The organism is Mesorhizobium sp. NZP2234 (genome assembly GCF_013170765.1).
Lineage (GTDB): Bacteria > Pseudomonadota > Alphaproteobacteria > Rhizobiales > Rhizobiaceae > Mesorhizobium > Mesorhizobium loti_D.
Window position 1 is genome coordinate 270,344 of the sequence record NZ_CP033364.1, and the last position, 23,264, is coordinate 293,607.

The 23,264-nt window shown below is 62.6% G+C and carries 19 protein-coding genes; 11 read left to right on the forward strand and 8 right to left on the reverse strand.

Annotated elements, in window-relative coordinates:
- Positions 1–176: 176 nt before the first annotated feature.
- Together EB230_RS01240 and EB230_RS01245 are read right to left on the reverse strand one after the other, a co-directional pair.
- Positions 177–1,199: a glycosyltransferase family 2 protein gene (locus EB230_RS01240; protein ID WP_081295042.1), complete on the reverse strand. Its 1,023-nt coding sequence runs from the start codon at positions 1,197–1,199 to the stop codon at positions 177–179.
- Positions 1,200–1,264: 65 nt separating this feature from the next.
- The gene (locus EB230_RS01245; RefSeq protein WP_056569436.1) at positions 1,265–2,395 is read right to left on the reverse strand and encodes a nucleotidyltransferase family protein; all 1,131 of its coding nucleotides are present in this window, start codon (positions 2,393–2,395) and stop codon (positions 1,265–1,267) included.
- 521 nt (positions 2,396–2,916) lie between these two features.
- Here EB230_RS01245 and EB230_RS01250 point away from each other — a divergent pair.
- The 6 genes from EB230_RS01250 to EB230_RS01275 all read left to right on the forward strand — a co-directional run bounded on the left by EB230_RS01250 (position 2,917) and on the right by EB230_RS01275 (position 8,824).
- Positions 2,917–3,069, forward strand: coding sequence for a lasso peptide (locus tag EB230_RS01250; protein WP_081295043.1), 153 nt, complete (start codon positions 2,917–2,919; stop codon positions 3,067–3,069).
- 186 nt (positions 3,070–3,255) lie between these two features.
- The gene (locus EB230_RS01255; RefSeq protein WP_244494021.1) at positions 3,256–3,504 is read left to right on the forward strand and encodes a PqqD family protein; all 249 of its coding nucleotides are present in this window, start codon (positions 3,256–3,258) and stop codon (positions 3,502–3,504) included.
- An 82-nt stretch (positions 3,505–3,586) separates the two neighbouring features.
- Entirely contained in the window at positions 3,587–3,997 is a 411-nt protein-coding gene (locus tag EB230_RS01260; RefSeq protein WP_244494020.1) for a lasso peptide biosynthesis B2 protein, read from the forward strand.
- Complete coding sequence (locus tag EB230_RS01265) at positions 3,994–5,958, forward strand: lasso peptide isopeptide bond-forming cyclase (RefSeq protein ID WP_172371100.1); 1,965 nt, start codon at positions 3,994–3,996, stop codon at positions 5,956–5,958. The genes EB230_RS01260 and EB230_RS01265 overlap by 4 nt, the downstream gene beginning before the upstream one ends.
- A complete protein-coding gene (locus tag EB230_RS01270; RefSeq protein ID WP_172371102.1) occupies positions 5,955–6,971 on the forward strand; it encodes a serine kinase in 1,017 nt (338 codons plus the stop codon). The genes EB230_RS01265 and EB230_RS01270 overlap by 4 nt, the downstream gene beginning before the upstream one ends.
- A gap of 8 nt (positions 6,972–6,979) precedes the next feature.
- Positions 6,980–8,824, forward strand: coding sequence for an ABC transporter ATP-binding protein (locus EB230_RS01275; RefSeq protein ID WP_056569417.1), 1,845 nt, complete (start codon positions 6,980–6,982; stop codon positions 8,822–8,824).
- Between the two features lie 48 nt (positions 8,825–8,872).
- Here the strand turns inward: EB230_RS01275 and EB230_RS01280 are convergent, their stop codons facing one another.
- Positions 8,873–9,148 (reverse strand): hypothetical protein, encoded by a 276-nt coding sequence (locus tag EB230_RS01280; protein ID WP_056569413.1) that lies wholly within the window; start codon positions 9,146–9,148, stop codon positions 8,873–8,875.
- A gap of 602 nt (positions 9,149–9,750) precedes the next feature.
- Here EB230_RS01280 and EB230_RS01285 point away from each other — a divergent pair.
- The 3 genes from EB230_RS01285 to EB230_RS01295 all read left to right on the forward strand — a co-directional run bounded on the left by EB230_RS01285 (position 9,751) and on the right by EB230_RS01295 (position 12,487).
- Positions 9,751–10,428 carry a sugar transferase gene (locus EB230_RS01285; RefSeq protein WP_056570375.1) on the forward strand — a complete coding sequence of 226 codons (678 nt, stop codon included), beginning with the start codon at positions 9,751–9,753 and terminating at the stop codon, positions 10,426–10,428.
- Positions 10,429–10,512: 84 nt separating this feature from the next.
- A complete protein-coding gene (locus EB230_RS01290) occupies positions 10,513–11,772 on the forward strand; it encodes a polysaccharide biosynthesis/export family protein (RefSeq protein ID WP_056569410.1) in 1,260 nt (419 codons plus the stop codon).
- 157 nt (positions 11,773–11,929) lie between these two features.
- Positions 11,930–12,487 carry an acyltransferase gene (locus EB230_RS01295; protein WP_155772464.1) on the forward strand — a complete coding sequence of 186 codons (558 nt, stop codon included), beginning with the start codon at positions 11,930–11,932 and terminating at the stop codon, positions 12,485–12,487.
- Positions 12,488–12,628: 141 nt separating this feature from the next.
- Here EB230_RS01295 and EB230_RS01300 read toward each other — a convergent pair whose 3' ends face one another.
- The 5 genes from EB230_RS01300 to EB230_RS01320 all read right to left on the reverse strand — a co-directional run bounded on the left by EB230_RS01300 (position 12,629) and on the right by EB230_RS01320 (position 19,878).
- Positions 12,629–13,909, reverse strand: coding sequence for an O-antigen ligase (locus tag EB230_RS01300; RefSeq protein WP_056569402.1), 1,281 nt, complete (start codon positions 13,907–13,909; stop codon positions 12,629–12,631).
- A gap of 222 nt (positions 13,910–14,131) precedes the next feature.
- Entirely contained in the window at positions 14,132–14,959 is an 828-nt protein-coding gene (locus EB230_RS01305) for an SDR family NAD(P)-dependent oxidoreductase (RefSeq protein WP_056569399.1), read from the reverse strand.
- 77 nt (positions 14,960–15,036) lie between these two features.
- Positions 15,037–15,522, reverse strand: a complete 486-nt coding sequence (locus EB230_RS01310) for an acetone carboxylase subunit gamma (protein WP_056569396.1) — start codon at positions 15,520–15,522, stop codon at positions 15,037–15,039.
- Positions 15,519–17,723, reverse strand: coding sequence for a hydantoinase B/oxoprolinase family protein (locus EB230_RS01315; RefSeq protein WP_056569393.1), 2,205 nt, complete (start codon positions 17,721–17,723; stop codon positions 15,519–15,521). Before EB230_RS01315 ends, EB230_RS01310 begins: the two co-directional genes overlap by 4 nt.
- A gap of 13 nt (positions 17,724–17,736) precedes the next feature.
- Positions 17,737–19,878 carry a hydantoinase/oxoprolinase family protein gene (locus tag EB230_RS01320; RefSeq protein ID WP_056569391.1) on the reverse strand — a complete coding sequence of 714 codons (2,142 nt, stop codon included), beginning with the start codon at positions 19,876–19,878 and terminating at the stop codon, positions 17,737–17,739.
- A gap of 110 nt (positions 19,879–19,988) precedes the next feature.
- Between EB230_RS01320 and EB230_RS01325 the strand changes: the two genes are divergently transcribed.
- Both EB230_RS01325 and EB230_RS01330 read left to right on the forward strand, forming a co-directional pair.
- On the forward strand, positions 19,989–20,768 hold the full coding sequence (locus EB230_RS01325; RefSeq protein ID WP_056569390.1) for a helix-turn-helix transcriptional regulator: 780 nt from the start codon (positions 19,989–19,991) through the stop codon (positions 20,766–20,768).
- Positions 20,769–21,010: 242 nt separating this feature from the next.
- The gene (locus EB230_RS01330) at positions 21,011–23,185 is read left to right on the forward strand and encodes an alpha-ketoacid dehydrogenase subunit alpha/beta (protein WP_056569387.1); all 2,175 of its coding nucleotides are present in this window, start codon (positions 21,011–21,013) and stop codon (positions 23,183–23,185) included.
- Positions 23,186–23,264: the final 79 nt, after the last annotated feature.

Consider the following 23,264-nt stretch of genomic DNA (forward strand, 5'->3'; position numbering starts at 1 on the left):
ACAGACCAATCCGATCGGGGGCCAGTTCGGATGGTCATCTATTTGCTGCACCGCAACATAGACTGCCATCGTCGGAGCCGTGAGGCAACCACCCAATTCGTAAACTCATAAATCCCGTGGAAATGGTTTGCGCGGCGACGTGTTGTCGTCGGGATAAAGCGAGCAGTCCCAGTGCCTTACCGTTCCTTGCCGGCGCTGGTTCCGGCCATCAGGAAACGCAACGGCGGCACCTGCCTTTGCCCGGAGGCAAGACCAACGCGACGAAACAGCGCCTCGAGCTTGTCGGAAGCCACGCCCTGGACGATCGGGACCAGGTTGGATTGGCTTGATAAGGCGTAGGCCGCGGCCGAAGCCAGCCCGCGCTCGGCCTTCACGTCGAGGAAGTTGCGCAGCCGGTATTTGTCGCGCACGTGCCGCTCGTGCCGCCGCAGCACCGCCTTGGAGCCTTCCGGCAAGCTGTCGATCGCCAACAGCGCCAGATCCGCATCGGCCAATCGCTTCAGGTCCTGCGTCTTGTGGCGGCCGCTGAGCGAATCGGCGCGCACGATGGCACCGTAGCCGCAGGAGCGGATGACCTTGAACCGCGCCCCGTGGGCGACCGCGCGGGCGTAAAGTTCGTAATCCTCGCCCAGCCGCAGGCTCTCATCGTAGCGCAATCGGTGCCGGTCGAGGAAGGCGCGGCTGATCACGGGTTTCAGGAAGCCAAGCTCGCCTCTTTGCACGCGGCGCCTGGAGATATTGCCTTCGACGAAGCGCTCGAAGTCGAGGAATTCCGGCTCGGCGGCAAAATCCGGGGCGACGATTTTCGTCGCGTCGCTGGTCGCGTCGTCCCTGATCAACATGATGTTGTCGGCCGCGAAATCCCAATCAGCGCCGGCAAACAGGTTGCGGAACCGGCCCTCGAGGAAGAAGTCGTCGGCATCCAGAATGCTGATGAACGGCGCCTTCGAGCCGGCGATCGCGGCATTGCGGGCGAAGGACGGGCCGCGATTGACGTCGAGGCGCATCACCGCAAGCCGGCCGCTGCCGTCGTCGGCGGAGCGGGCCACCTCGGCGGTGTTGTCGGTGGAACCGTCGTCGACGACGACGACCTCCGCCACTTCCGGTTCGCGCAATGCGGATGCGATGGCTACCGCGATCGTGCGTGCCGCGTTTTTGGCCGCGATGATCACGCAGACCTCGGATTTCGTCATCGACATGGGTTTTGCCTCTTGCACAGGTTTCGATCTGCCCTCGCCCTGTACGTATTCGATGCCCATCGCCATTACGGACTGGCCGGCCGTTCGAAGATGCGGCGGCTGATGTCCGCCGATGCCGCCCAGCCGGCTTCCGCCAGATAGCGGACGGGAGCCCGGCCGCACAATTCCCACAAAACGGTTCGCCGCTGCGGCCATCGCAGTGACGACAGCCATGGCGCGATGACCATGTTGAGCAGATCCTGGTTGCCGATGCGCGACAGGATCGGCTTGGCCCGCTCCGACAAGAGCGTATCGGTGCCGCCCAACAGCACGTCGGCGGCACGCAGGCCGAGCAGCAGCGTATCGTCCAGCCCCTGGCTCACCGCCGCATCGAGAACACGACGCTGATCGGCCTCGTCGAGACGGTTGGCGCTGGCCCTGATATCGCAGACATAGCCGGCGCAGGGCTCGCGGTTGAACAGGGCCTTGGCGACGCTGATGCAGGACAGCATCAGCGTGTCGGCGACCGACGTGAACGGCACTCCGGTGCCGGTGATCTCGACCAGCCGTTTGCGTCGCAGGAACCCGTCGGCATCGCGTGGACTGGGCGAGCCGGGCTGCTGGAGCCGATAGTGAAGGTCGACCGTGGAGGATTTCGACCCGCTTCCACGAATCATGTGCTGTTCGCCAAGGAAGCGAACCCACCAGACCGAGCGCGACTTGCCTGATACCTCGTAGCCGATCGAACGCAGCGCGTCGCGCGCCCTCGAGAACCCCGCAGGCGAAACCAGGATATCGACATCGCCCGAAGGCTTCATGAAATGGTCGTCGTAGAGCAGATGCTGCTGAAACGGGCCCTTCAGAAAGACGAAATCGATTTGCCTGTCGCGCAGCGCCTGGTGGATCGCCATCGAATCCATGAGGCAGGCGGCGTTCATCGAAACCGTCTGCCGGCGATAGGTGTCGAGCCATCGGAAAAGCTCAGCCGGCCTGTCGCCCGCGGGGGCGCGCGACAGCGCCTTCAGAACGAAGGTGGCGACTTTGTTCAGCCTGGCGATATCGGCGACGGCGGCAACGGAAAGGCCCGGCTGCGACAGATCGCCAGCCGAGGCCGCCGCGCCCGAGAAATACAACCGCAGACAGGCCTGCACATAGGCAATCTCGTCGGCGCAGTCGGCTGCGCGCAGTCGTTCATAGGAACTTTCCGGCAAGGCCATTGAGCGCATGGTCTCCAAAACGCGGTTTGCGCGACACGTATGCTGCAAGTGCGAAGCAAAGCATCCTCAAAAACCTCGGCTGCGTAAAGTCTTTCCTTTCGCAGTGCGAAATTTTGCAACCAGAGCGGTTGCCTAGCCTCCCGAAGACCGTGAAAGATACGATTGGAATTGCAACCGCCAGCGGGGCCTTGCGGTCGATCGTCACCGCGGGCCGGCTAATGGAAACATATCCTTATTTAGGGATGCCTAAAATATCATCAACCCCACCAACTTTTTATCATAACAAAATCAACAGCTTAAAGACTTGTCATCGCAGGAGGCGGATCATTCGAGCTTCAGTCAAAAAGAGGCGAAATTTTGAGCAGCCCACGCACACATGGTGACGACCGCAACCCTTAATTGATTAACCAGAGGTAAATCAGGCTTGACTCATAAATGTTGCCATGCAGCTATTGCAACGCAGCATGAAAGTGCTGACGGCACTCGACAGGCCGTTTCCAGTCCTCATTTTGGAGAGTAAAATGGAACAGAATGTTGAAAAGCACGAGTACGAAACGCCAAGCCTGACGGTACATGGTTCCATTGAAACCATCACCCAGGGCGGTGGTGGCAGCACGGCAACCGACGCGTCGTTTCCCGCGCACACCCCAATCGGCGACCTGACGTTCTCCTGAGACCAACCTGATCCCGGAGGAGTGACGTTGGGCTTCCGGGATTCAAGACAATAAATGGAGCCGGGGATGAAAATCCCCGACTTTCCCTTTTGAACTGACGACGCGTGGACCGTGTGTTGCAAACGAGGTTTTGGGATGAACTGGAACCCATCTGAACACGATTGCGTAAGTGCCACCGGGGATGCCGTGGCTTGCGAATTTGGCGAAGGCCTCGCGCTTCTCAATCTCAAATCCAATATCTACTACAGCCTCAACGGCGTCGGCGCTTTTATCTGGGAGTTGATCCAGGAGCCGAAGTCGATCGCCGATATCCGCGGCGCCGTGCTTGCGCGCTACAATGTCGACGCCGAGCGCTGCAAGGCCGACGTCGACGCATTGCTGCAAGGCCTAACCGAAAACGGACTTGCGAGGCTGCAGCATGAGGCACTCGTCTAGGCAGGCTCCGCAAAAGGCCATGATCCCGCGGCAAAGACCTGCGACGGAACAAAGACCCAGGCGGACGCCCCGCCGGCGTAGTTTGGCCAGGGTTCTGTCGCTGAGCGGCTCCGAGGCCCTTTTTCTCTGCCACTGCCTGCTGGTTGTCGCCGCCATCCGGCTGGGGCTGACCTTGTTCTCCTACAACCGTGTTCGTGGCATGGTGACCCGGCTCAACGCGCGCCAGTGCGCCAGTATGGGCGAATTGCGGCTCGTCGCCTGGGGCGTCGCCGCAGCTGCACGCTTCGTGCCGCGTGCCACTTGCCTTACCCAGGCACTCTCGGGTCAATACATTCTCGCACGCCAGGGCAATGCCTCCAGCATCCGCATCGGCGTCGAACGCGGCACGGGCGAGCAATTGAAGGCGCATGCCTGGCTGGTCAGCGACAACCATGTCGTCCTTGGCGGCTCCGTCGATGGCTTCGCCCATCTGGTGGACCACGGCAGCCGATGAGCGGCGTGGCCGGAATCCTGCTGCGACAGGGACACGCGATTGCGGTCCGAGGACACACGATCGCGGGCCGGGAATTAGCGCCCGAGGACGCCGCGACCGATATCCAGCAGATGCTGGCACGCATGCGCCACCGCGGGCCGGACGGAAACTCGTGGTGGCTGGACGGCGGCATCGCGCTTGGCCACGCCTGGCTCAACACCACGGATGAGGCCGGTCCCGGCCCGCTCACCATGGCCGGCGGCAAGCTCGCCGTCACCGCCGATTGCCGGCTGGACAATCGCGACGAGCTGATGGCGAGGCTGGGTGTGCGCGACAGATCGGTCGCTGACGCAGTACTGCTGATGCGGGCCTACCTGCGCTGGGGCGAATCCTGCCCCGTCCACCTGCAGGGCGATTTCGCCTTTGCCATCTGGGATGCCGAGCGGCGGCTGCTGTTTTGCGTGCGCGACCATTTCGGGGTCAAGCCATTCTACTACCACGCCGCGGACGGGCGTTTTGCCTTTGCCTCCGAGATCGGGCCGATGCTTGGCCTCGACGGGGTCGATGCGCGCATCAGCGAGCACCGCATTTCGGGATTCCTGGCTGGACTTCCCGACGACCCGCAATCCACCCCCTACAGCGATATCTTCAGCCTGCCGGCGCGTCACAGCCTCACCGTCACCGCGCAACATGTGATGCTGCGCCGATACTGGCAGATCGAGCCATCGACGCGGCCGCTGCGATCGGATGCGGCGGAGGAATTCGGCCATCTGTTCGCGCAATCGGTGCGCAACCGTATGCGCGGCAGTCAGTCGACCGGCGCGATGCTGAGCGGCGGCCTCGACTCCTCCTCGATCGCCTGTGTCGCCGGCCTGCAGAATGCCGCCGAGCGGAAACCCAAGTTGCCGACCTTCTCGCTGATTTTCGAGAAGGGCTCGCCAATGGATGAGCGGGCGTTCATCGATGCCGTGCTTGACCAGCAGAAAACCGATCCGACGCTGATCCCTGTTGGCAATTATGCACCCTTCGCCGAGTTCGAGCGGGTGCTGGAGGAGCAGGAAGGCACCTTCCTGGCGCCGGGCTTGACGCTCACCCGCAGCATATACAGGACCGCGGGAGCCAAGGGCGTGAAAGTGCTGCTCGACGGCCATGGCGGCGACGAGGTCGTTTCACAGGGCCATGGCCATCTGCACGAGCTTGCCAATGGCCGCAGGTGGCTGGACCTTTGGCGCGAGGTTCGCAGTGCCTCCAACACCTATGGCGACAGCACGCTCGGCCTCTATTTCCAGTTCCTGACCCTCTATGGGCCGGCATGGCGGATCGCCAGGCTGAGACAGCTGGCGAACCGGGCGCTGAACAGGATACGCAAGCCCGCGCGGATACAGCGCGGCCGCAGTTGGCGCGACCTGATCAATCCGGACCTGGCCAGGCGCACCGAGATCGTCGACCGTTTCCACCGGGCCGGATACATGCCGCCGGGCGTCCAGGCCAGCGACGCCTTGAGCCATCGCTGGATCTTGTTGAACGGCTATGTGCCCCACTCTTTCGAGGTGCTCGACAAGGCGGCCGCCAATTTCGGCATCGAGCCACGGTATCCCTTCTGGGACAAGCCGCTGGTCGAATTCTGCCTGGCGCTGCCGGGCGAGGAGAAACTCAGCCACGGCTTTGGCCGCCATGTGTTGCGCAGGGCGATGGAGGGCATCCTGCCGCCGGCGGTGCAGTGGCGGCGCGACAAGATCGATTTCACCGCCAATCTGGTCAATGGCATGGTGCGCAACCATCGCGACCTGCTGGAGCAATTGCTGGTCTCGGACGCCGGGCGCATCGCGCCCTATGTCAACCTGCCACAGGTGAGCGCCGCATATGGTCGACTGATGCGCCAGCCGGATCGGGCGGCCCCTCTCGATGTCCAGTATGTCTGGCGTTCGGCCTCGCTGTCGCTCTGGCTGCGGCAGGTCCAGCACAGCGGGAGCCCCGCATGATGCCCCGTAACCAGCCGTTCGCCACCTGCCTTGGTGAGCATCCTCCCCATGACGAGATGATGAGGGAGCGACGTTACTACCGGGCCTATGGCCTGATCGTCGCATCCGACGTGGCGTTGCCCGAACTGCAGCCGGCGGACCCGGCGGCGCCGGATATCCTGATCGCCATCGGCATGATCGACATGCCGAAGCCTTCGGCCGAGACCGCGACGATCTTCCGCTTCGAGCCGGACCGGCAATATCTGGCGTGGCACGCCGTCGGCGCCTTCCTGATCAGCGGTTCCAACCGCATCGATATCGAGCCGGCGCCCGGCGTCGACGACGCGCTGCTTGCCTTCCCGCTGCTCGGGCCGGTGATGGCATTGTTGCTGCACCAGCGCGGCCTGCTCGTCCTGCATGCCAGCGCCATCGCGGTGGCTGGGAGGGGCGCCATCTTCATGGGCGACAAGGGCGCCGGCAAGTCGACGACGGCAAGCGCGCTGATCCGCGCCGGGCATGATTTGCTTACCGATGATGTCGTGGCTATGGACCTGGCCAACCCGGTCGCGCCGATGATCGTTGCGGGCTTTCCCCAGATCAAGCTTGCCGCGGATGCCGCCGCCGCGATTTCGCTTGGCCAGGCGGAAGTGCGGCCGCAAGTGCATCCGGCGATCGGTAAGATGCAACATCGCCTGCACGGCGCCTTCTCCGGCGGCTTGGTGCCCGCGACCAGGATCTATGTCCTCGAGCGCGGCCAAAAGGCCGGGATCATGCCCTTGCCCGGTATCGCCGCCCTGCCGGCCATCATCAAATTCTCCTACGTGACGCGGTTCGGCCGCGCGGCGCTGTCCGGCGATTTCGCGGCGCTGCATTTTCGCCAATGTTCAGCAATCGCTAACCATGTCGGCGTGTTCCGGCTGGAAGTTCCGACCGGCCTCGACAGGATTGGCGAGGCGGTGGAGCTGATCGAAGCCGACCTTTCGGTTGGCAATTTAGCCGCCGGGGAGCCGGCGGCCGGCCATCGGCGGCGGTGAGGGCAATCATGTCGAAGTCCTCGGTCCTTCGCCTGTCGCTGTTTCGTGATGTCGCCGCGTTCGGGGCCGTTATTGCCCAGATCGGCGGGCGGCGGACCTGGACGGCGCTTCTGTTCCTCATCCTCGGCAGCCTGACGGAAGGCATCTCGATCCTGCTGCTTGTGCCGCTGCTGCACCTGGTCGGGCGCGCCGACCAGGATTTCGCGGTGCGGTTGCCGAACAACGATTTCGTGCGCTGGCTGGTGCCGGACGGAACGCTGCAGCTGACGACGGTGCTGTGCGCGCTGGTTGGACTCGTTGCCGTGCAGGCAGCATTCAACCGCTTCAAGTCGGTCTACATGGCCAGGCTTCTGTTCGATTTCATCAACCGCCTGCGCATGAACCTGTTCGAGAGCATCGGCAAGGCGCGCTGGGGCGTGTTCTCGCGCATGCGCAGCTCAGACCTCGACCATGCCCTGACCGGCGACATCGATCGCGTCCAGGGCGCCGCCTTCTCGCTGCTCATGCTGGTGCAGATCGCGGTGCTTTTGGTGGGCTATCTCGTGATCTCCATGTTCATTTCGCCGGTCATGACGGCGTTTGCGATCGGCATCGGCATCGTGATGTTCATAGCGCTGCAGCCGTTTCGCTCGCGCGCCACAGCCTTCGGACGTGTCCTGACCAGCAATCGCCAGGATCAGTACCGGACAGTCTCGGAATTCCTGGGCGGCATCAAGGTGGCCAAGAGCCTGAATGTCGAGGCCAGCTACTTCGCGCAGCTGCAGGCAACCCTGGAAAGGATGAAGGCCGACAACATCGACTATGTGCGCAACAGCTCGATCGGTACCGCCGTGTTCCAGGTGACGAGTGTCGTGGGCCTCAGCCTGTTCATCTACGTGGCGCTGGTCCGCTTCAACCTGTCGCTGGCCGAGATTGTCGTGCTGCTCCTGGTTTTCATGCGTATCGCGCCACGCTTCATGGATATGCAGACGCAGGCCCAGCAGGTGCTGATCAACCTGCCCGCCTATATGGCCATGCGCAGCCTGCAGGCACGCTTCGACGCCGAGCAAGAGCCGGGTCATGCCGACTTCGACGATGCCGAAAAACTGTCGCTCGACACCGGGCTGAACATTCGCGGCGTCTCGTTTGGCTACGATGACGGCGCCGGCAAGGCGGTGGTGAGCGACATCACCTTCGGGCTTCCGGCCGGCAAGGTCACCGCCCTGATCGGGCCTTCGGGATCAGGCAAGAGCACGATCGCCGACATGTTGCTTGGCCTGCTCGAGCCGACCACCGGCAAGATCCTGGTCGACGGTGTCGAGATCAATGCCGGCAATCGCCGGCGCTGGCGCGATCAGGTGGCCTATGTGCCGCAGGACGTGTTCCTGCTGCATGACACGATCGCGGCGAACTTGCGGCTTGCCGCGCCACAGGCCAGCGACGACGCGTTATGGACCGCGCTGCGCGCCGCACATGCGGGCGAGTTCGTCGAACAGCTCGCCCAGCGGCTCGAGACCGTGGTCGGCGACCGTGGCGCGCGCCTCTCGGGTGGCGAGCGCCAGCGCATTGCACTGGCGCGCGCGCTGCTGCGCAAGCCGTCGCTGCTCATCCTCGACGAGGCAACCAGCGCGCTCGATTGGCAGAACCAGGCGCTGATCGCCAAATCGATCGATGGATTGCGCGGCGCAATGACCATCCTGACCATAGCGCACCGGCCATCGATGATCGCCTTCGCCGATTGGGTGGTGGCAATGGAAGACGGCCGTGTGGTGGAGGTCGGACAGTATCAGCGGCTGAAGGCGAAGCCGGCGAGCCGACTGTCCAGGATGCTGTCGGGGGAACAATCGGAAACCGAACCCGCCAATGTGGCCTGAGGCTCGATCGAGGTGTCGAGAATTCAGGTCAGGCCGGCGTTACCCGCCCTAATGCAGGCTGCGCCGGGCGCTGCCCAGCTTCTCGCCTTCGGGCACGTCGGGCGAGCTCAGCTTTCTTTCGGCTTCGCGTAGCCTGTCCGCAGGCGTCGGCGCGCTCCTGGCGATCATGGCATAGACAAGGATGAAATAGCCGGCCTGGATAACCGCCGCGCAGATGATGAGGCGCAGCAGCGTGGTGCCCAGCGAGGCGCCGCCAAGCCAGGACCAGGCGACGACGATCGCAAGAGCGAAAAGCATCCCAACAATGAATTTTGGAAGCGACATTACCCAACAGCCCATAAACCGGCTCGGGTCATATCCAATAATTGCCCCACCCGAGCGCCGTCCCTTGTCATGCGGGCTTGTTAAAATCACCCGCTCTCGGCCGGTTGCTTCCGACCTTTTAACCTGTCGCCACTGTGACAGGTATAATTTGCAATTCTATTAAGGCGAGCAGGAGGCGGCAAGGGCAACCGCACATATTTTTGAACGAACTTGCGCCTTCGACTCCTTCATGCTGCAACGCACACGGCGGCATTTCACTCAACCTGCAGCCGACGAGCTTTTTCAGTACAATTCACAATATTAAGTAGTATTTTATGTTAATAGTCGTGAGGGTCGCACCTTTCTAAAGCACTAATATGCGCCGCGTTGAGCGAACGAGTACGCCCTGCCCAAAAATCGCCCCAAAAAGGTCCGTATTTTTTTTCATTTGCCCATTTATTGTCACAAATGTGCTAAATATCCCGAAAAATGTGCATTGCTAGCTTATTATTTAGTCAATTCATGACGTGACTATTTCAATGTGCCGGGAAATTGTGTGTTGCGCTGCAACATTTTTTTGATATCGTGTGGTGAACCATTCGTTCAACGCATGGAGTTTCCGCATGAGGGACATTGCCAAGTCGGCCACGGCGGGCTTTTCGCAGGCTGACACCGATTTTCCGCCGCCGATCGGCGGCCTCATCAAGCGCAGCTTCGATATCGCCGGTTCGCTGGTCGGCCTGATCGCTCTCAGCCCACTGTTCGTGATGATTGCGCTGCTCGTCAAGTTTTCCGACGGTGGATCGATTTTCTATGGCCATCGGCGAATCGGGCGCGGCGGACGGATCTTTCCGTGCCTGAAATTCCGCACCATGGTCCCGGACGGCGACAAGGTGCTGGCCGCCTACCTGGCCACCAATCCGGATGCCAATGCGGAGTGGATAGCCACCCGCAAACTGAAGAACGATCCGCGCGTCACCCGTGTCGGAGCGGTGTTGCGGAAGCTCAGCCTTGATGAACTGCCGCAGATCATCAACATCCTGCAGGGCGACATGAGCCTTGTAGGACCTCGCCCCGTGGTGCGTGACGAGTTGGAAATCTATGGCAGTGCCGCGGTATACTATCTGAAATCCCGGCCCGGCCTGACCGGCCTGTGGCAGGTCAGCGGCCGCAACGACGTCTCCTATGACAGCCGCGTCGCCTTCGACCGCCACTATGTCGAGAACTGGTCGCTGTTCGGCGACGTGCGCATCATCATCAAAACCGTGCCGGCCGTCTGGATGTCACGCGGCTCTTACTGACCGGCCGCCGGCACAAGGCATCCGGCGGCAAGCTCATCGGGCGATGGGGCTAAAACGGATCGGAACGTTCAGTTGAAAACAGACATGTTCGAAGCCTTTGGCAGCGGCCGCTTTTCCGGCCGCTATCGGCTCATGGCCACATGCCTTGCGGCGTCGCTCGCTTTTCTTCCCCGGATCGCGGCAGCAGAGGAATACCATCTCGGCTCGCAGGACAAGCTCACCATCCGCATCGCCGAATGGCAGACCGTGGAAGGCACGTTCCGCGACTGGTCGGCGGTGAACGGCGAATACACGGTCGGACCGGGCGGAACGCTGTCGGTGCCTTTCGTCGGCGAGTTGCCGGCGGCGGGCAAGACCACGGCGGAAGTGGCGGCGGCGATCGGCGAGGCGCTGCAGCACAAGCTCGCCCTGTCGGACAAGCCCGAAGCCTCGGTCGAAATGGCGCAGTTCCGGCCATTCTACATCTCGGGCGAAGTGCAGAATCCCGGCCAATTCCCCTATGTGCCCGATCTGACGGTGCTGAAAGCGCTCAGCGTCGCCGGCGGCATCAGGCGCAACGCCGACTACGGTCCCCAGCTCGGCAAGGACCTGGTCACCGCCAAGGGCAATTTCGATATTTCCGACGACCAGCGCGTGCGGCTGCTCGTCAGGCGCGCCCGCATCGATGCGGATCTGGCCGGCAAGACGAGCTTCGAAGCGCCGAAGGAGGTCGAGGGCGACCCAAGGCTGCCGACCATCGTCAATGACGAGATGACGATCCTGACCGCCGACCAGAAGGCGCTGAAGCTGAAGCTCGAGGCGCTCGACGATCTCAAGGGTGTCCTGCAGGCCGAAATCGAATCGCTGCAGAAGAAGATCGTCAACCAGCAGAAGCAGGTCGACCTGGCGCAGCAGCAGCTCGCCAGCATCGGTCCGCTGGCGCAGAAGGGCCTGGTCGCCAATGCGCGGCTTCTGGATTCGCAGCAGTCCGTTACCGACCTGCAGGGCAAGATCCTCGACTACGAGACGGCCATCCTCACCGCCAAGCAGGCGATCAGCAAGGCGACGCAGGACGCCATCGATGCCCAGAACACGTTGAGCTCGAGCCTCGCCGCCGACCGGCAGCAGACCGAAGCCGACCTGAACGAGGCCGCGTTGAAGGTGAATATGCAGAGAGGCCTGATAGCCCAGGCCAGCGATCCCGCGACGACGGCCGCCATCACCAACGACCAGCAGCCTACCCTGCTCTATTCGCTGGTGCGCAATGTCGACGGCAAAACCAGCGAAATCGCCGCCAAGGAAGACACGCTGGTGCTGCCCGGCGATGTAATCAAGGTCAAGCTGGCGCCACTGGCCAGCCAATAGGATTTCGACAAAGAGCATCGAGCGGTTGCAGGCGTTTTGAAAGAAGACTGTTCTCGCTGGGCGCGCAAACCTGCTGTCCATCGAAGACCAACATTACCCTCGCTGACAATCCTGCCCGCGTGACGATACCGTCGCGGGCGAACGAAGAGATGGCGTCGTGAACGTCTACCGCATTCGAAGATATGTGAAGGGTTCGATCTTCACGCTCGTCTGGAAGATGAGAGGCATAAAAATCGCCGATCGGATTTCCGTGCTGGGAACGCCGCCTCACATCGCCGGAAAAGGCCGAATAGAATTTGGCTCGCTTGTTTCATTTCGGGGCTTCGGATCGCGTTCCTGGTTTCACGTGTCGAGCAAAGGCAAGCTGTCTATCGGTTCGAGATCGTTCATCAACAGTGGCGTCATGATTGATGCCGCGCTCCGTGTAAGCATCGGGAAAAACTGCCTTATTGGCGATTGCGTCGTCATCCAGGATTCCAACTATCACGAGATCGACGAAGGCTCGGGCGTCAAGACCAAAGCCGTTCTCATCGGCGATAATGTCTGGATCGGTCGAAATTCCATCATTCTGCCCGGTGTCGAAGTTGGCGACCACAGCGTCATTGGCGCCGGATCGGTCGTCACCAAGAGCGTTCCCCCGCGAAGCCTGGCGGCAGGAAATCCTGCCCGGATCTTGCGCGAGGTCGTGGCATCCCCGGATTACATCCGTACCTGATCCCTATAGCCGACAGCCGCTGCGCGCGCTGGTCGAAGCCGGGTAGAGCGGTTCGGCGTTTCACGGAATCGCAGAACCGCTCTAACTATTTGTTTTTACGCAATTCCAGGAAAACCGTTACACACTTTTCCTGGAATTGCTCTAGCCGGGCAATGCCGGCTTCTGCGCGCCACCGGGCTCCACGAAGCCGGCCTGAGCCCAACGCGTGCGGGTAACAGGCACGCGCGCCAGCTTGAAGTGACTGTAGTACAGCAAGAACGAGCCCATGATATAGGGGTTGAGGATATCGACCTCGACGAATGACCGGATCACCAACAGCACCATCACGCCGGCAAGGATCACCGGCTCGGTCTGCCATGTCCTGAAGATCACCGCGGTGACGTGGCCGACCAGCGTGCGCAGGATAATCAGCGAAATCATCACCGCGCCAACGAAGCCAAGTTCGACGAGGGCCTCGATATAGGTGTTGTGGAAATGAAAGCCCGTGCGCGAGGTGATGTAGAATTCATTCCACAGCCGCTCTGCTTCGGCAAAACCCTGTACCCAGTAGGCGCCATAGCCGACACCAAGGATCGGAGATCGCTGCGCGGTGGTCCAACCCTGCTCCCAGAGATAGGTCCGCCCCGTAAGCGTCGAATCCTTGCCGAAGATGCCAAGCACGAAATCCATCAGACCGAGATTAAGGGCGGCAAAGACCGCCACGACCAGCAGACCCGCGCCAACGACGAAAATGACCCGGCGATACCGTCTCGACAACAGCTTGGTGGCGGCGAGAAGGGCCACCAGCGCCAACACCGCAGGGATCGAGGCTATCGACGTGGCGGAATGGGAGAGCGCCAGAAGATATGCCGACAAGATCACGACAGGCAAAGCCAGGATCAGGCTCAGACGGCCGCGCCGGTAGAAGACAAGATATACGACGCTGAAATAGATACCCAGCGAGGCGACAAACCCGATCTGGTTCTTGGAGGCGAAGGCGCCGACGAAATTATAGCTGCCGTCGAGAACGTCCTCGGAATAGGCTCCTACCTTGAGCGAGTAGAGCATGACGACGAATATGCCGATCAGCGCACCGAGCGTCAGGGTCCGCACGCTGACGGTGCGCGCGGCGACATAGGCACAGGCAATGTGGGAAAGGTACTGGACCGCCGTCCTGGCGGTGATGCCGGGTGCCTGCGACCAGAAGACGGAGAAGCAGACATAGGCCGCGAACAGCAGCGGCAGCCAGGCGCTGGACAGCTGCCGCAGGAAGCGCCGGTAGTCGACCAGGATAAGCGGAAGCCACACGGCATAGTAGGCCAGGATCAGCACCTGGCCGAAAATGACGGAATAGGAGAACGCCCAGATCGAGACGGCTACGGCGAAGGCGCCGTAGACCGAGTTCTTCTCGGGATCGACCAGCAGGGACTTTGGAATCTTCATCTCAGAGTCCCGTCGACGCGACCCAAGCCCGGCAGGCCGTAAGCCGGCCGGCATATCCGCGAACAGGGGCGTGCAATAAACGGCATCTCCATTGTGCAGTGCAATATAACCTATCGCACCGTGTGCTCAATGGCAAATCCGGTCACCTTGTCTTACATCGGCGCGAATGGGGAGAGGTCAACCGGCACACAGCACGCTCGCCCGGATCAGGCGAGGAGGACGCTACCACAGGGCTCCGCCGGTGATCTGTATGTTTTCCATGGTGATGCCTTTGGCGAGATCCGAGCACAGGAATACCGCCAGAGCGGCTATCTCCTGAGGCTGCAGCATGCGCTGCTGCGGGTTGCCCCTGGCAATCTCGGCCATTGCTTCTTCCGCCGTGCGCCCCTTGCCCTCGCGCTCGACGACTTGCGCCACATTGCGGCGCATCAGTTCGGTCTCGACCCAGGTCGGGCTGATCATGACACAGGTGACGCCGTGCGCGGCCCCTTCCAGGGCCACGCAGCGGGTGAGGCCGAGAAGTCCGGCCTTGGAAGCGCAATAAGCGGGGTTGTCCTTCCAGCCGACGGAAGCGGCGGTCGAGCCGATGTTGACGATGCGCCCCCAGCCGCGCCCGATCATGCCGGGAAGCACGGCGCGGGTAGCGCGGAAGGCGCCGGTCAGGTTGGTGTCGACGATCTTGTCCCACAGCGCATCGGAATGGCCGCAGACCGGCTGCTCGGCGGTGGTGCCGGCGGCGTTGACCAGTATGTCCGCAGGGCCGATGGCGGCCTCGGCTTCGGCCACGAAACGGTTGGTGATCTCACTGTCGCGGACATCGAGATGAGCGGCCTGAACCCTGTTGCCATGGGCTGACAGGGCCGATCGCACGCGCTCGATTTCGTCGGCGCCCGGATAGTAGGCGGCATCGGATCTGCCGGTGTCCGCTGGCGCGATGTAGGAGCCGACGGCAACATTGGCGCCGGCTTGGGCCAAGGCCGTCGCGATGGCGAAACCCATGCCCGAAAACCCGCCGGTGACGATCGCGCTGCGGCCGGAAAGGTTTGTCATCGCTTGCTTCTCCGTTGGTTTGCGCAGGCAATCAGGCGCGGGAGTATTTGTCGACGCGGTTCGCGGTTTCATCTCCCTCAAAGAGGCTTGCCCAGCCATTCGCGATAGAAGCCTTCCAGATCCGGTTCGAAATCGTGCACGATGGGATAGCCGGGTGCCGCCGCTTCGACCTCGTGCATGGTGCCGCACTCAGGGCAGATGAATTCGCGAATCTCCATCCATTGCGGATCGGGGATATCGCTGTTGGGATAGATTTCGCGCAGCGATTCCTCGGTGTTGCGCACGATAATCGAAGCCTTCAGCTTCCAGTTCTTCCGGTAGTCGCCGAAGGAATGGCCGCATTCGCAGCGTGTCACCCTCTCGTCGCCGCTCTGGCAGATGAACAGATGATCCGAGACCGGCAACAGGATCGGATCCTTCCAGCCGACGCGGTCCTGCAGCACCGCGACATATTTGAAGAAGCGGTCGTCGTCCTTGTAGGCGCTCATGACGCGCCGTGTCTGTGGCCAGGGCAGTGTGCCCGCGACCAGATCGGCAATGACTTCCTTGCTGTACGAGGTCATGGCTTTGCTCCCGGCATGAAGATCGATTTGGCGTCGACGTTCCAGAAATCGCTGAATTCCCTGGTGAAGCGCGACGACAGCTTGATCGCGCTGGCATACATTTTCTTCACCTCGGGTGCGAAGTCGGCCTTTTCGACACGGTGGCGTTCGGCCGCGATCCACTCCGAGACCGGCCTTGCCTGCGCGAGCCGCCTGGCGCGCATCTCGGCGCGATGACGTTTGGTGGCCTCGAGATTGGCGACAGGATAACCCTCCTCATCCTCATCCAGCATGATGCCGAAGATGCCCTCGGCCGCTTCCTTGGTCAGATAGCCGTTCTCGACATCCATCGCCGTCTTGATCGGGTCGCGCTCCAGCACGTCGCCATAGCCGCCGCCACCATTGTAGGAATGGGTGAAGACGTCCCCGGTCTTGTGCGGGGCGGTGATGTAAGGCCCTTCCATCGTCACATGTTCGCCCTGCAGCCGCAGTTCGAGTTCCGAGCGATGCGGGTTGGTGCCGGTGTGGTGGGCGAGCGGCGCCCGCTTTTCGGCGAGTTCGAAGATGTTTGAGTCGCGCACCGCGCGATGCTTCTGGCAGGTCGGCGCCGGATAGCCGCCGCACATGCCGCCATTGTCGAACACACGGGAGGAATGCTCCGATGTAACCAGCCTGAGATGGTCGGTCTTGTTGACCAGCCATGTCGACAGAAAGGAGCAGCCGCCGCGATATTTGCCGGCGCCGCCGGAATTGGGAACGATGGAGCGGCCGATATAGACCATCGGCATGCTTTGTTCCCAGATCTCGATGTTTCCCATGTCGGATTCAGGGTTCCAGCCGACATAGGCGGTGTCCAGCCCATCCTTGATCGCCAGCGCGCCGGAACCGGCGGCGGCACATTCGAAATGCGCCATGCCGAACAGCTTGCCGTACTGGCTGGTGCCGCCCATTTCGATCATCGGGCTGTTGACCTGGCCGACGAAGGCTTCCTCGACAAAACCGCGGCCGATGAAGGAACGCGACAAAAGTCGCTGGAACACGCCATAGGCAGGAAGCAGCAAGGCCCATGAAGTGGCGGTCGCAACCATCTCGTTGTCGGGGTTGGTCCAGGTGCCGTGCGGCAGTTTCAGTTCGGTCGCCATCCACGCGCCGTCATTGACCAGGCCCTCGAAATTCATGTGCTGGGTGAGCGTCACGAACATGCCGCCATCCATGCCGGCCGGCGTGCAGTTCATCGAATGGTAGCCCCAGGGCTGCGTGCCTTCGAAGTCCATGATAATCTTGCCGTCGGTGGTGATCTCCATCTCGATCGGTATGTTGTAGAGCCAGTCGGGATCGCCGAGCGGCTGGTAGCCCGGCTTGCCCTTGGTGACGTGGCCGTAGAAGGTGTGGCCGCGATAGATGCCGGGCACCGTCAGCTGGCGCGTGCGGGCGAGCTGGGCACGGCGCCCTTCTTCGATGAACTCCTTCGACACCTGCATCCAGTAGTCGAGGCCGATCTCGTCGATCAGCGCCTTGACGCTTTCGCGCATGTCGATGCAAGAGGCGACCTTGGCCTTCTCGTCGAGCACCCAGTAGATCGGCATGCGCAAATTGCGCTCGCAGCGGATGACATAGTCGCGGCGGATCTCGTCGTTCTCACCGACCTTTTCGGCGCAGACGAAAAGACCCTCGGTGAAGCGCTCCTGCGCCAGCGCCACGTCGCCGCCGGGCGTGATGCCGCCAGCCTCGAGTTCGTGGCAGACCGCGCCGGCCCAGCCAACCAGCTTGCCCGAATGGAAGATCGGCACGACGTCCATCACGTCGGGCACCTGCACCGTGCCGATGAAGGCATCGTTGTTGGCGAAGATATCACCGTCGCGGATGCAAGGGTTCTCTTCGTAGCCGTTGCGGATCATCCATTTGATGAAGCGGCTCATCGTGTGCACATGCACCATGATGCCGTTGGAGAGCGCGATCGCATCGCCTTCCGGCGTGTAGATCGCGACGACCATTTCACCGACTTCGCGCACGCCGGGCGAAGCGGAGATGCGGCGGGCCATCTCGCGTGCCGAGACGCAGTAGGCGCGCAGCTTGGTGTGCAATGTCTCGAACTTCAGCGGGTCCTGGTTGCGCAGCTCGAGCTCGGTGATGCCGTCATAGCAGCCGGTCTCTTCCATGAGCCGTTCGGATTCGATCAGCCGCTCGCGGATGCGCAGCGCGGAGGCGGGTTTGTCCAGCATGGCGTTCGCCCTCTCAAGCGTGGGTGTAGTGCAGCAGCGTCCATTCATCGACATGGACACGGTCTTGCGGGTGAACGACGAGCGTTGTCGCCGGGTGTTCGATGATGGCCGGGCCGATGACCTCGTGGCCCGGCTGCAGAAGGTCCATCTCGTAGAGATTGGCCTTGTGCCAACGTCCGCCGATATAGGCATCGCGAACGCCCTTGTGGGCGGACGCCGGATCCGACTTGCCGAGCGGGCGCTTTAGCAGCACCGGCTTGACCTTGTCGGCGGTGGCGATGAGGCCGAGTTCGGTGATCGAGAAGCCGGCCTCGCCATAGCGCGAAACGCGATGGTTGACCTTGGCATAGACCGCTTCGAACTCGTCGATGACCCTGCGCATGTCTTCGGCCGAATGGATGGCCGACAGCGGCGCCATCACCTCGACGTCCTCGAGCTGGCCGGTGTAGCGCATCATCAGGAACGGCACGGTCCTGATCTTTTCGCGCGCATGGCCGTCCTCGATCATCTCGTCGACCGCCGCCTTGGTGAGGTCGTCCCAGACATTGGTGACCTTCCTGCCGAAGGCGAGCAGTTCGTCGTCGCCGGCGCGTGCGCCGATGTCGTGCTGTGTCGACACCGAATGCCGGCGCATGAAATCGGCGGTGGTGCAGCCAAAGGCCGAGAAGGCGGCGGCGAACTGGAAGGTGATGATATCCTTGAAGCCGATGCCCCTGGAGCAACCGGCCAGATGCAGCGGACCCGAGCCGCCATAGGAGAGCAGCGTGAATTCCGAGGGATGGATGCCCTGGCCGGAGATGACGCGGCGCAACGCATTGTTGGCGTCGGCCTCCAGCATGTCGATCATGCCTTCCGCGGCCTCCTCGACACCGACGCCGAGCAGGCGTGAGCACTTTTCCTCGAAGGCGGCCCGGGCCTTCTCGACCTGCAGCACGACCTTGCCGCCGAGGAAATAGTGGGGGTTGAGGCGGCCGAGTATGGCGTCGCAATCGGCGATGGTCGGCTCCGTGCCACCCTTGGCGAAGCAGATCGGGCCGGGGTCGGAGCCGGCGCTTTCCGGCCCCAGCGAGACTTTCTTGGTCAGCGGGTCGACCTTGAGGATCATGCCGGCGCCGGCGCCGATCGTGTCGAGATGCAGCGTCGGGACGTTGAGCTTGAAGCGGTCCATCAGCGGCTCGTTCTCGATCCGCGTCTGGCCGCGGGTGATGACGCCCATGTCGAAGGAGGTGCCCCCCATATCCGAGCAGATCAATGAGTCGTTGCCGATCAGCTTGCCGACATAGGCCGCGCCGAGGATGCCGCCGATCGGACCGGAGATCATGGTTTCATGCAGGCGCGGGTGGTTGATGGAGGTCAGACCGCCGAAGGAGAGCAGCGTCTGCACGCCGTATTTGAAGCCGTATTTCTTCGCGACGTCCTCGATGCCCTTGAGCTGTTGGCGGCCGCGCGAGGTGGCATAGGCCTCGATCAGCACCGAGTTCAGCCGCGACTGCTCGCGGATGACGGGGCGGACCTCGTGGCTGGTGTAGACGCGGATATCGGCACCGGCGGCAGCGACCTCCTCACGACATATCTCGGCGATGCGCTTCTCGTGCACCGGATTGACATGCGAGAAGATCGTCATGATGCAGATGCCCTCGACCTTGTCGGCGATGAGCTTCCTGGCGGCGGCAACGACCTCATGTTCGTAGAGCGGCAGGATGATATCGCCGAACTGGTCGATGCGCTCGGTAACGCCATGGGTGCGGCGGCGCGGCACAAGCGGATCGGGATGCTGGTGGGTCACCGCATGGAGGCGGTCGGCGTAGGAATAGTCGGCCCAGGCCTGCAGGCCGCGGCCCATCAGGATCATGTCCTCGAGGCCCTTGGTGGTGATCAGGCCAAGCCGGCGGCCGGTGCGCGACAACAGCGTGTTGAGCATGCCGGTGCCGGAATAGAGCACCACGTTCACGCCCGAAAACAGCTGTTCCAGCGAGATGCCCCAGGCATCGGCCGCATCTTCCGCCGAGGCGAGGAAACCTTCGGCCTCGTTCTTCGGCGTGGTCGCGGATTTGCCGATCTTGAAGTGGCCGTCCTGATCGACAAGGATGGTGTCGGTCATGGTGCCGCCGGCGTCGATGCCGATGACGATGGGGTTGGTAGTGATCTGGTCCACGGGTCGCCTTCCCTCTTCGAGAATGACCGCAGGCTAGATTCGATCGCGCGGATCGCGCCATATGCCTAAAGGCACAATGACGGGCGGGGACTCGTCACCGACAAAGAGGCATGCGCATGGGCAATATCTGGGCGCCGCTCGCAAGGGCGATCGCCGCCACCGGCACGGACAAGCATGTCGACTGCCTGATCGATCTGATCGGCGCCGACATCGATCACGACCTTGTCACGGTGACGCGCTACTCGACGACCCGGACACCGGAATTCGTCAAGCACCGGCGCTTCTCCGACGAGATGGTCCAACGCTATCTCGCCAGCTACTACGTCTTCGACCCGTTCTATGCCTCCTGGCGGCGCGAGCGCCGATTGGGCATCATGCCGTTGAAGCGGTTTGCCGACGACGAGGCGAAGCGCGGCCAGTACATAGCCGGCTTCCTGACGCAATCGGAGATCTGCGACGAGGTCGGCATCATGCTCGCCGATGGCGGCGACTGGTGCCTCGGCATCTTCCTCGACCGATCGACCAGCGCGTTCAAGGAAAGCGAGATCGCCCTTCTGGACGAGCGGCTGCCGGTGTTCGAGGCACTGCACGCGCTCGACATCAAGGCGCGCGGACGAGCGTTCCTTCGCACGTCGGCGCCAACCGGTCCAGGCGCCTCACCCAGGCAGGAGCCGACCATCCCGACGAGCCTTTGGCCGGAACTGTCGCTGCGCGAGCGCGAGCTGGTGCAGCTGATCCTGGCCGGCCATCCGACGGCCAACATCGCCGAGCGCCTCGGCATCACCGTCGGCACCGTCAAGAACCACCGCCGGCGCATCTATGAGAAGCTCGACATCACCACCGAGCGGGAATTGTTCCTGCAGTTTTTCCAGCACCGGGCCGACCGGTAGCCGGCCTCCAATGTCTGCGCCAAGTGGCCTCCGGTGCCGCCGAAACGATCCGATCACGCGCCTCAAAATTCCACTTGCGGAACCGCGCCGTCCCGGCTTAGTCTCGGCGTTGCGCAGAAAATGAAATTTAATTCCATTTACCTGCCGAACCCCGAAGGCCAGTGTCGTGCCGAGAAAATCGTCTGATACGATCGACTGAGACAATATTTGATATATCATCTACCGAAACGGAACTAGCATACATGGTTCAGCAGACAGCGATCCAGCCATCAGCGCCCTGGTTGCGGCTCGACGTCGACGAGTCCGACTGGAACGCCGCCGAGGTCTCGAACCTCGTGCGCTGGTATCACCAGATGCTGCTCATCCGCCGTTTCGAGGAAAAGGTGCTCGACCTCGCCAATGCCGGACTGGTGCACGGTCCCGCACACGCAAGCATCGGGCAGGAAGCGACGGCGGTCGGCGCCATGTCGATGCTTGGCACCGGCGACCGCATCAACGGTACGCATCGCGCCCATCATCAGGTGCTGGCCAAGCTCGTCAACGCACAGACACCGGCCGGGTTCAACCCGCTGCACGACGCTTTCAGTGCGGACATGCAGGGATCCGTGCGGGGCCTGATGGCCGAGATCATGGGGCTCAACGCGGGTTACTGCGGCGGCCGCGGCGGCTCGATGCATATGCGCGACGATGCTTCCGGCATTCCCGGCACCAGCGCCATCATCGGCGGCAACCTGCCACATGCGGCGGGCTATGCGCTGGCCGACAAGCTGCTCGGCACCGGCAACATTTCGGTCGCCTTCTTCGGCGACGGAACGATGATGGCCGGACCGGCCTATGAGGCGATGAACATCGCCGCGCTCTACCGGCTGCCGGTGATCTTCTTCGCCGAGAACAACTTTTATGCCGTCTCCACCCATGTCAACGAACAGACGCGCGAGACGCGGCTGGCGTCACGTGGCCCGATGCTGGGCTTTCGCGGCATCGAATGCGACGGCATGGATGTGGTGGCGGTCCATCACGCCATGCGCGAGGCGCGCCGGGTGATCGAGGAAGACGGCGGGCCTGTGCTGGTCGAGGCGATTTGCTACCGTTTCCTGCACCAGAGCGGCGCGCGGCCGGGCAGCGAGTTCGGCTATCGCACACGCGCCGAGGAGGACGTCTGGAAAGCGCGCGACCCGCTCGCGACGATGGCCGCGCGGCTGAAGACGATGGGCATCCTCGATGCCTCCGACCTCGCCACGCTCGACCAGCGCGTCATGGAGGTGGTCAACACCGCCGCCGACTCGCTGACCGAAATGAGCGGCAACGCGCTGCGCATTCCCGACCATCTGTGGCCAAGCCCCGATGAAGTCGACGACCAGATCCGCGGCGACCTTTCGGAACTCAGGGACGAACGCTTCCTGGAGATCGAGGATGTGCCGCCGGCCGAGACCAGGCCGGTCAAGTTCATGGTTGCCGCATCGGACGTGATCGCGCGCGCCATGGAGCAGGACCCGCGCATCATCATCATGGGCGAGGATGTGCATCGGCTGCGCGGCGGCGTCTCCGGCGCCACCAAGGGCGCGCTGGAGCGGTGGCCTGAGCGCGTGCTGGCGATGCCGATCGCCGAGAACGGTTTCGTCGGCGTGGCGCTGGGCGCGGCCCTGTGCGGCCTGCGGCCGATCGTCGAGATCATGTTCGGCGACTTCTGCCTGGTCGCCGCCGACCAGCTTTTCAATGCGGTCAGCAAGGTGCGGCACATGTTCGGCGGCGGCTTCCCGGTACCGATCGTGGTCAGGGTGCGCGTCTCGCCGCACACCGGCTACGGCTCGCAGCATTCGGGCGATCCGTCCGGGCTGTTCGCACTCTATCCCGGTTGGCGCATCGTCGCGCCGACGACGCCCTTCGACTATGTCGGCCTGATGAATTCGGCGCTGAAATGCGATGACCCGGTCGTCGTCATCGAGCATGTCGAACTGTTCCCGAGCGAGGGGCCCGTTCCGACCGATGACCGAGACTATTGCGTTCGGCTCGGCAAGGCGAAGATCGTCAGGCCAGGCAGTGCCTGCACTTTGCTCACCTCGGCCAGCATGGTGTCCGTTGCCAGGCAGGTGGCCGAGGAGACCGGCGTCGATGCCGAGATCATCGACCTGCGCAGCCTCGACCCGACCGGGCTCGACTGGCAGCTGGTGGAAGCCTCCATCCGCAAGACCAACCGTGTCGCCGTCGTCGAGCAGGTACAGCGCGGACTGTCGCTCGGCGGACGGCTGACACAGGAGATTCAGGACCGCGTGTTCGACTATCTCGACCACCAGGTCCTGCATGTGACGGGCAGCCTTTCGGCTCCCGTCGTATCGGCCCCGCTCAACCGGGCCGCACTGGGCGGCGCTGACAAGCTCAAGGCCGCTCTTCGATCCCTCACCGGCGTGAGCGGGTAGAGCTGATGCATTGCCACAAAGATCCGACAAGAAAATGGGAGAACTGACATGAACATCCTACCGAGAACCAGGACCAGAG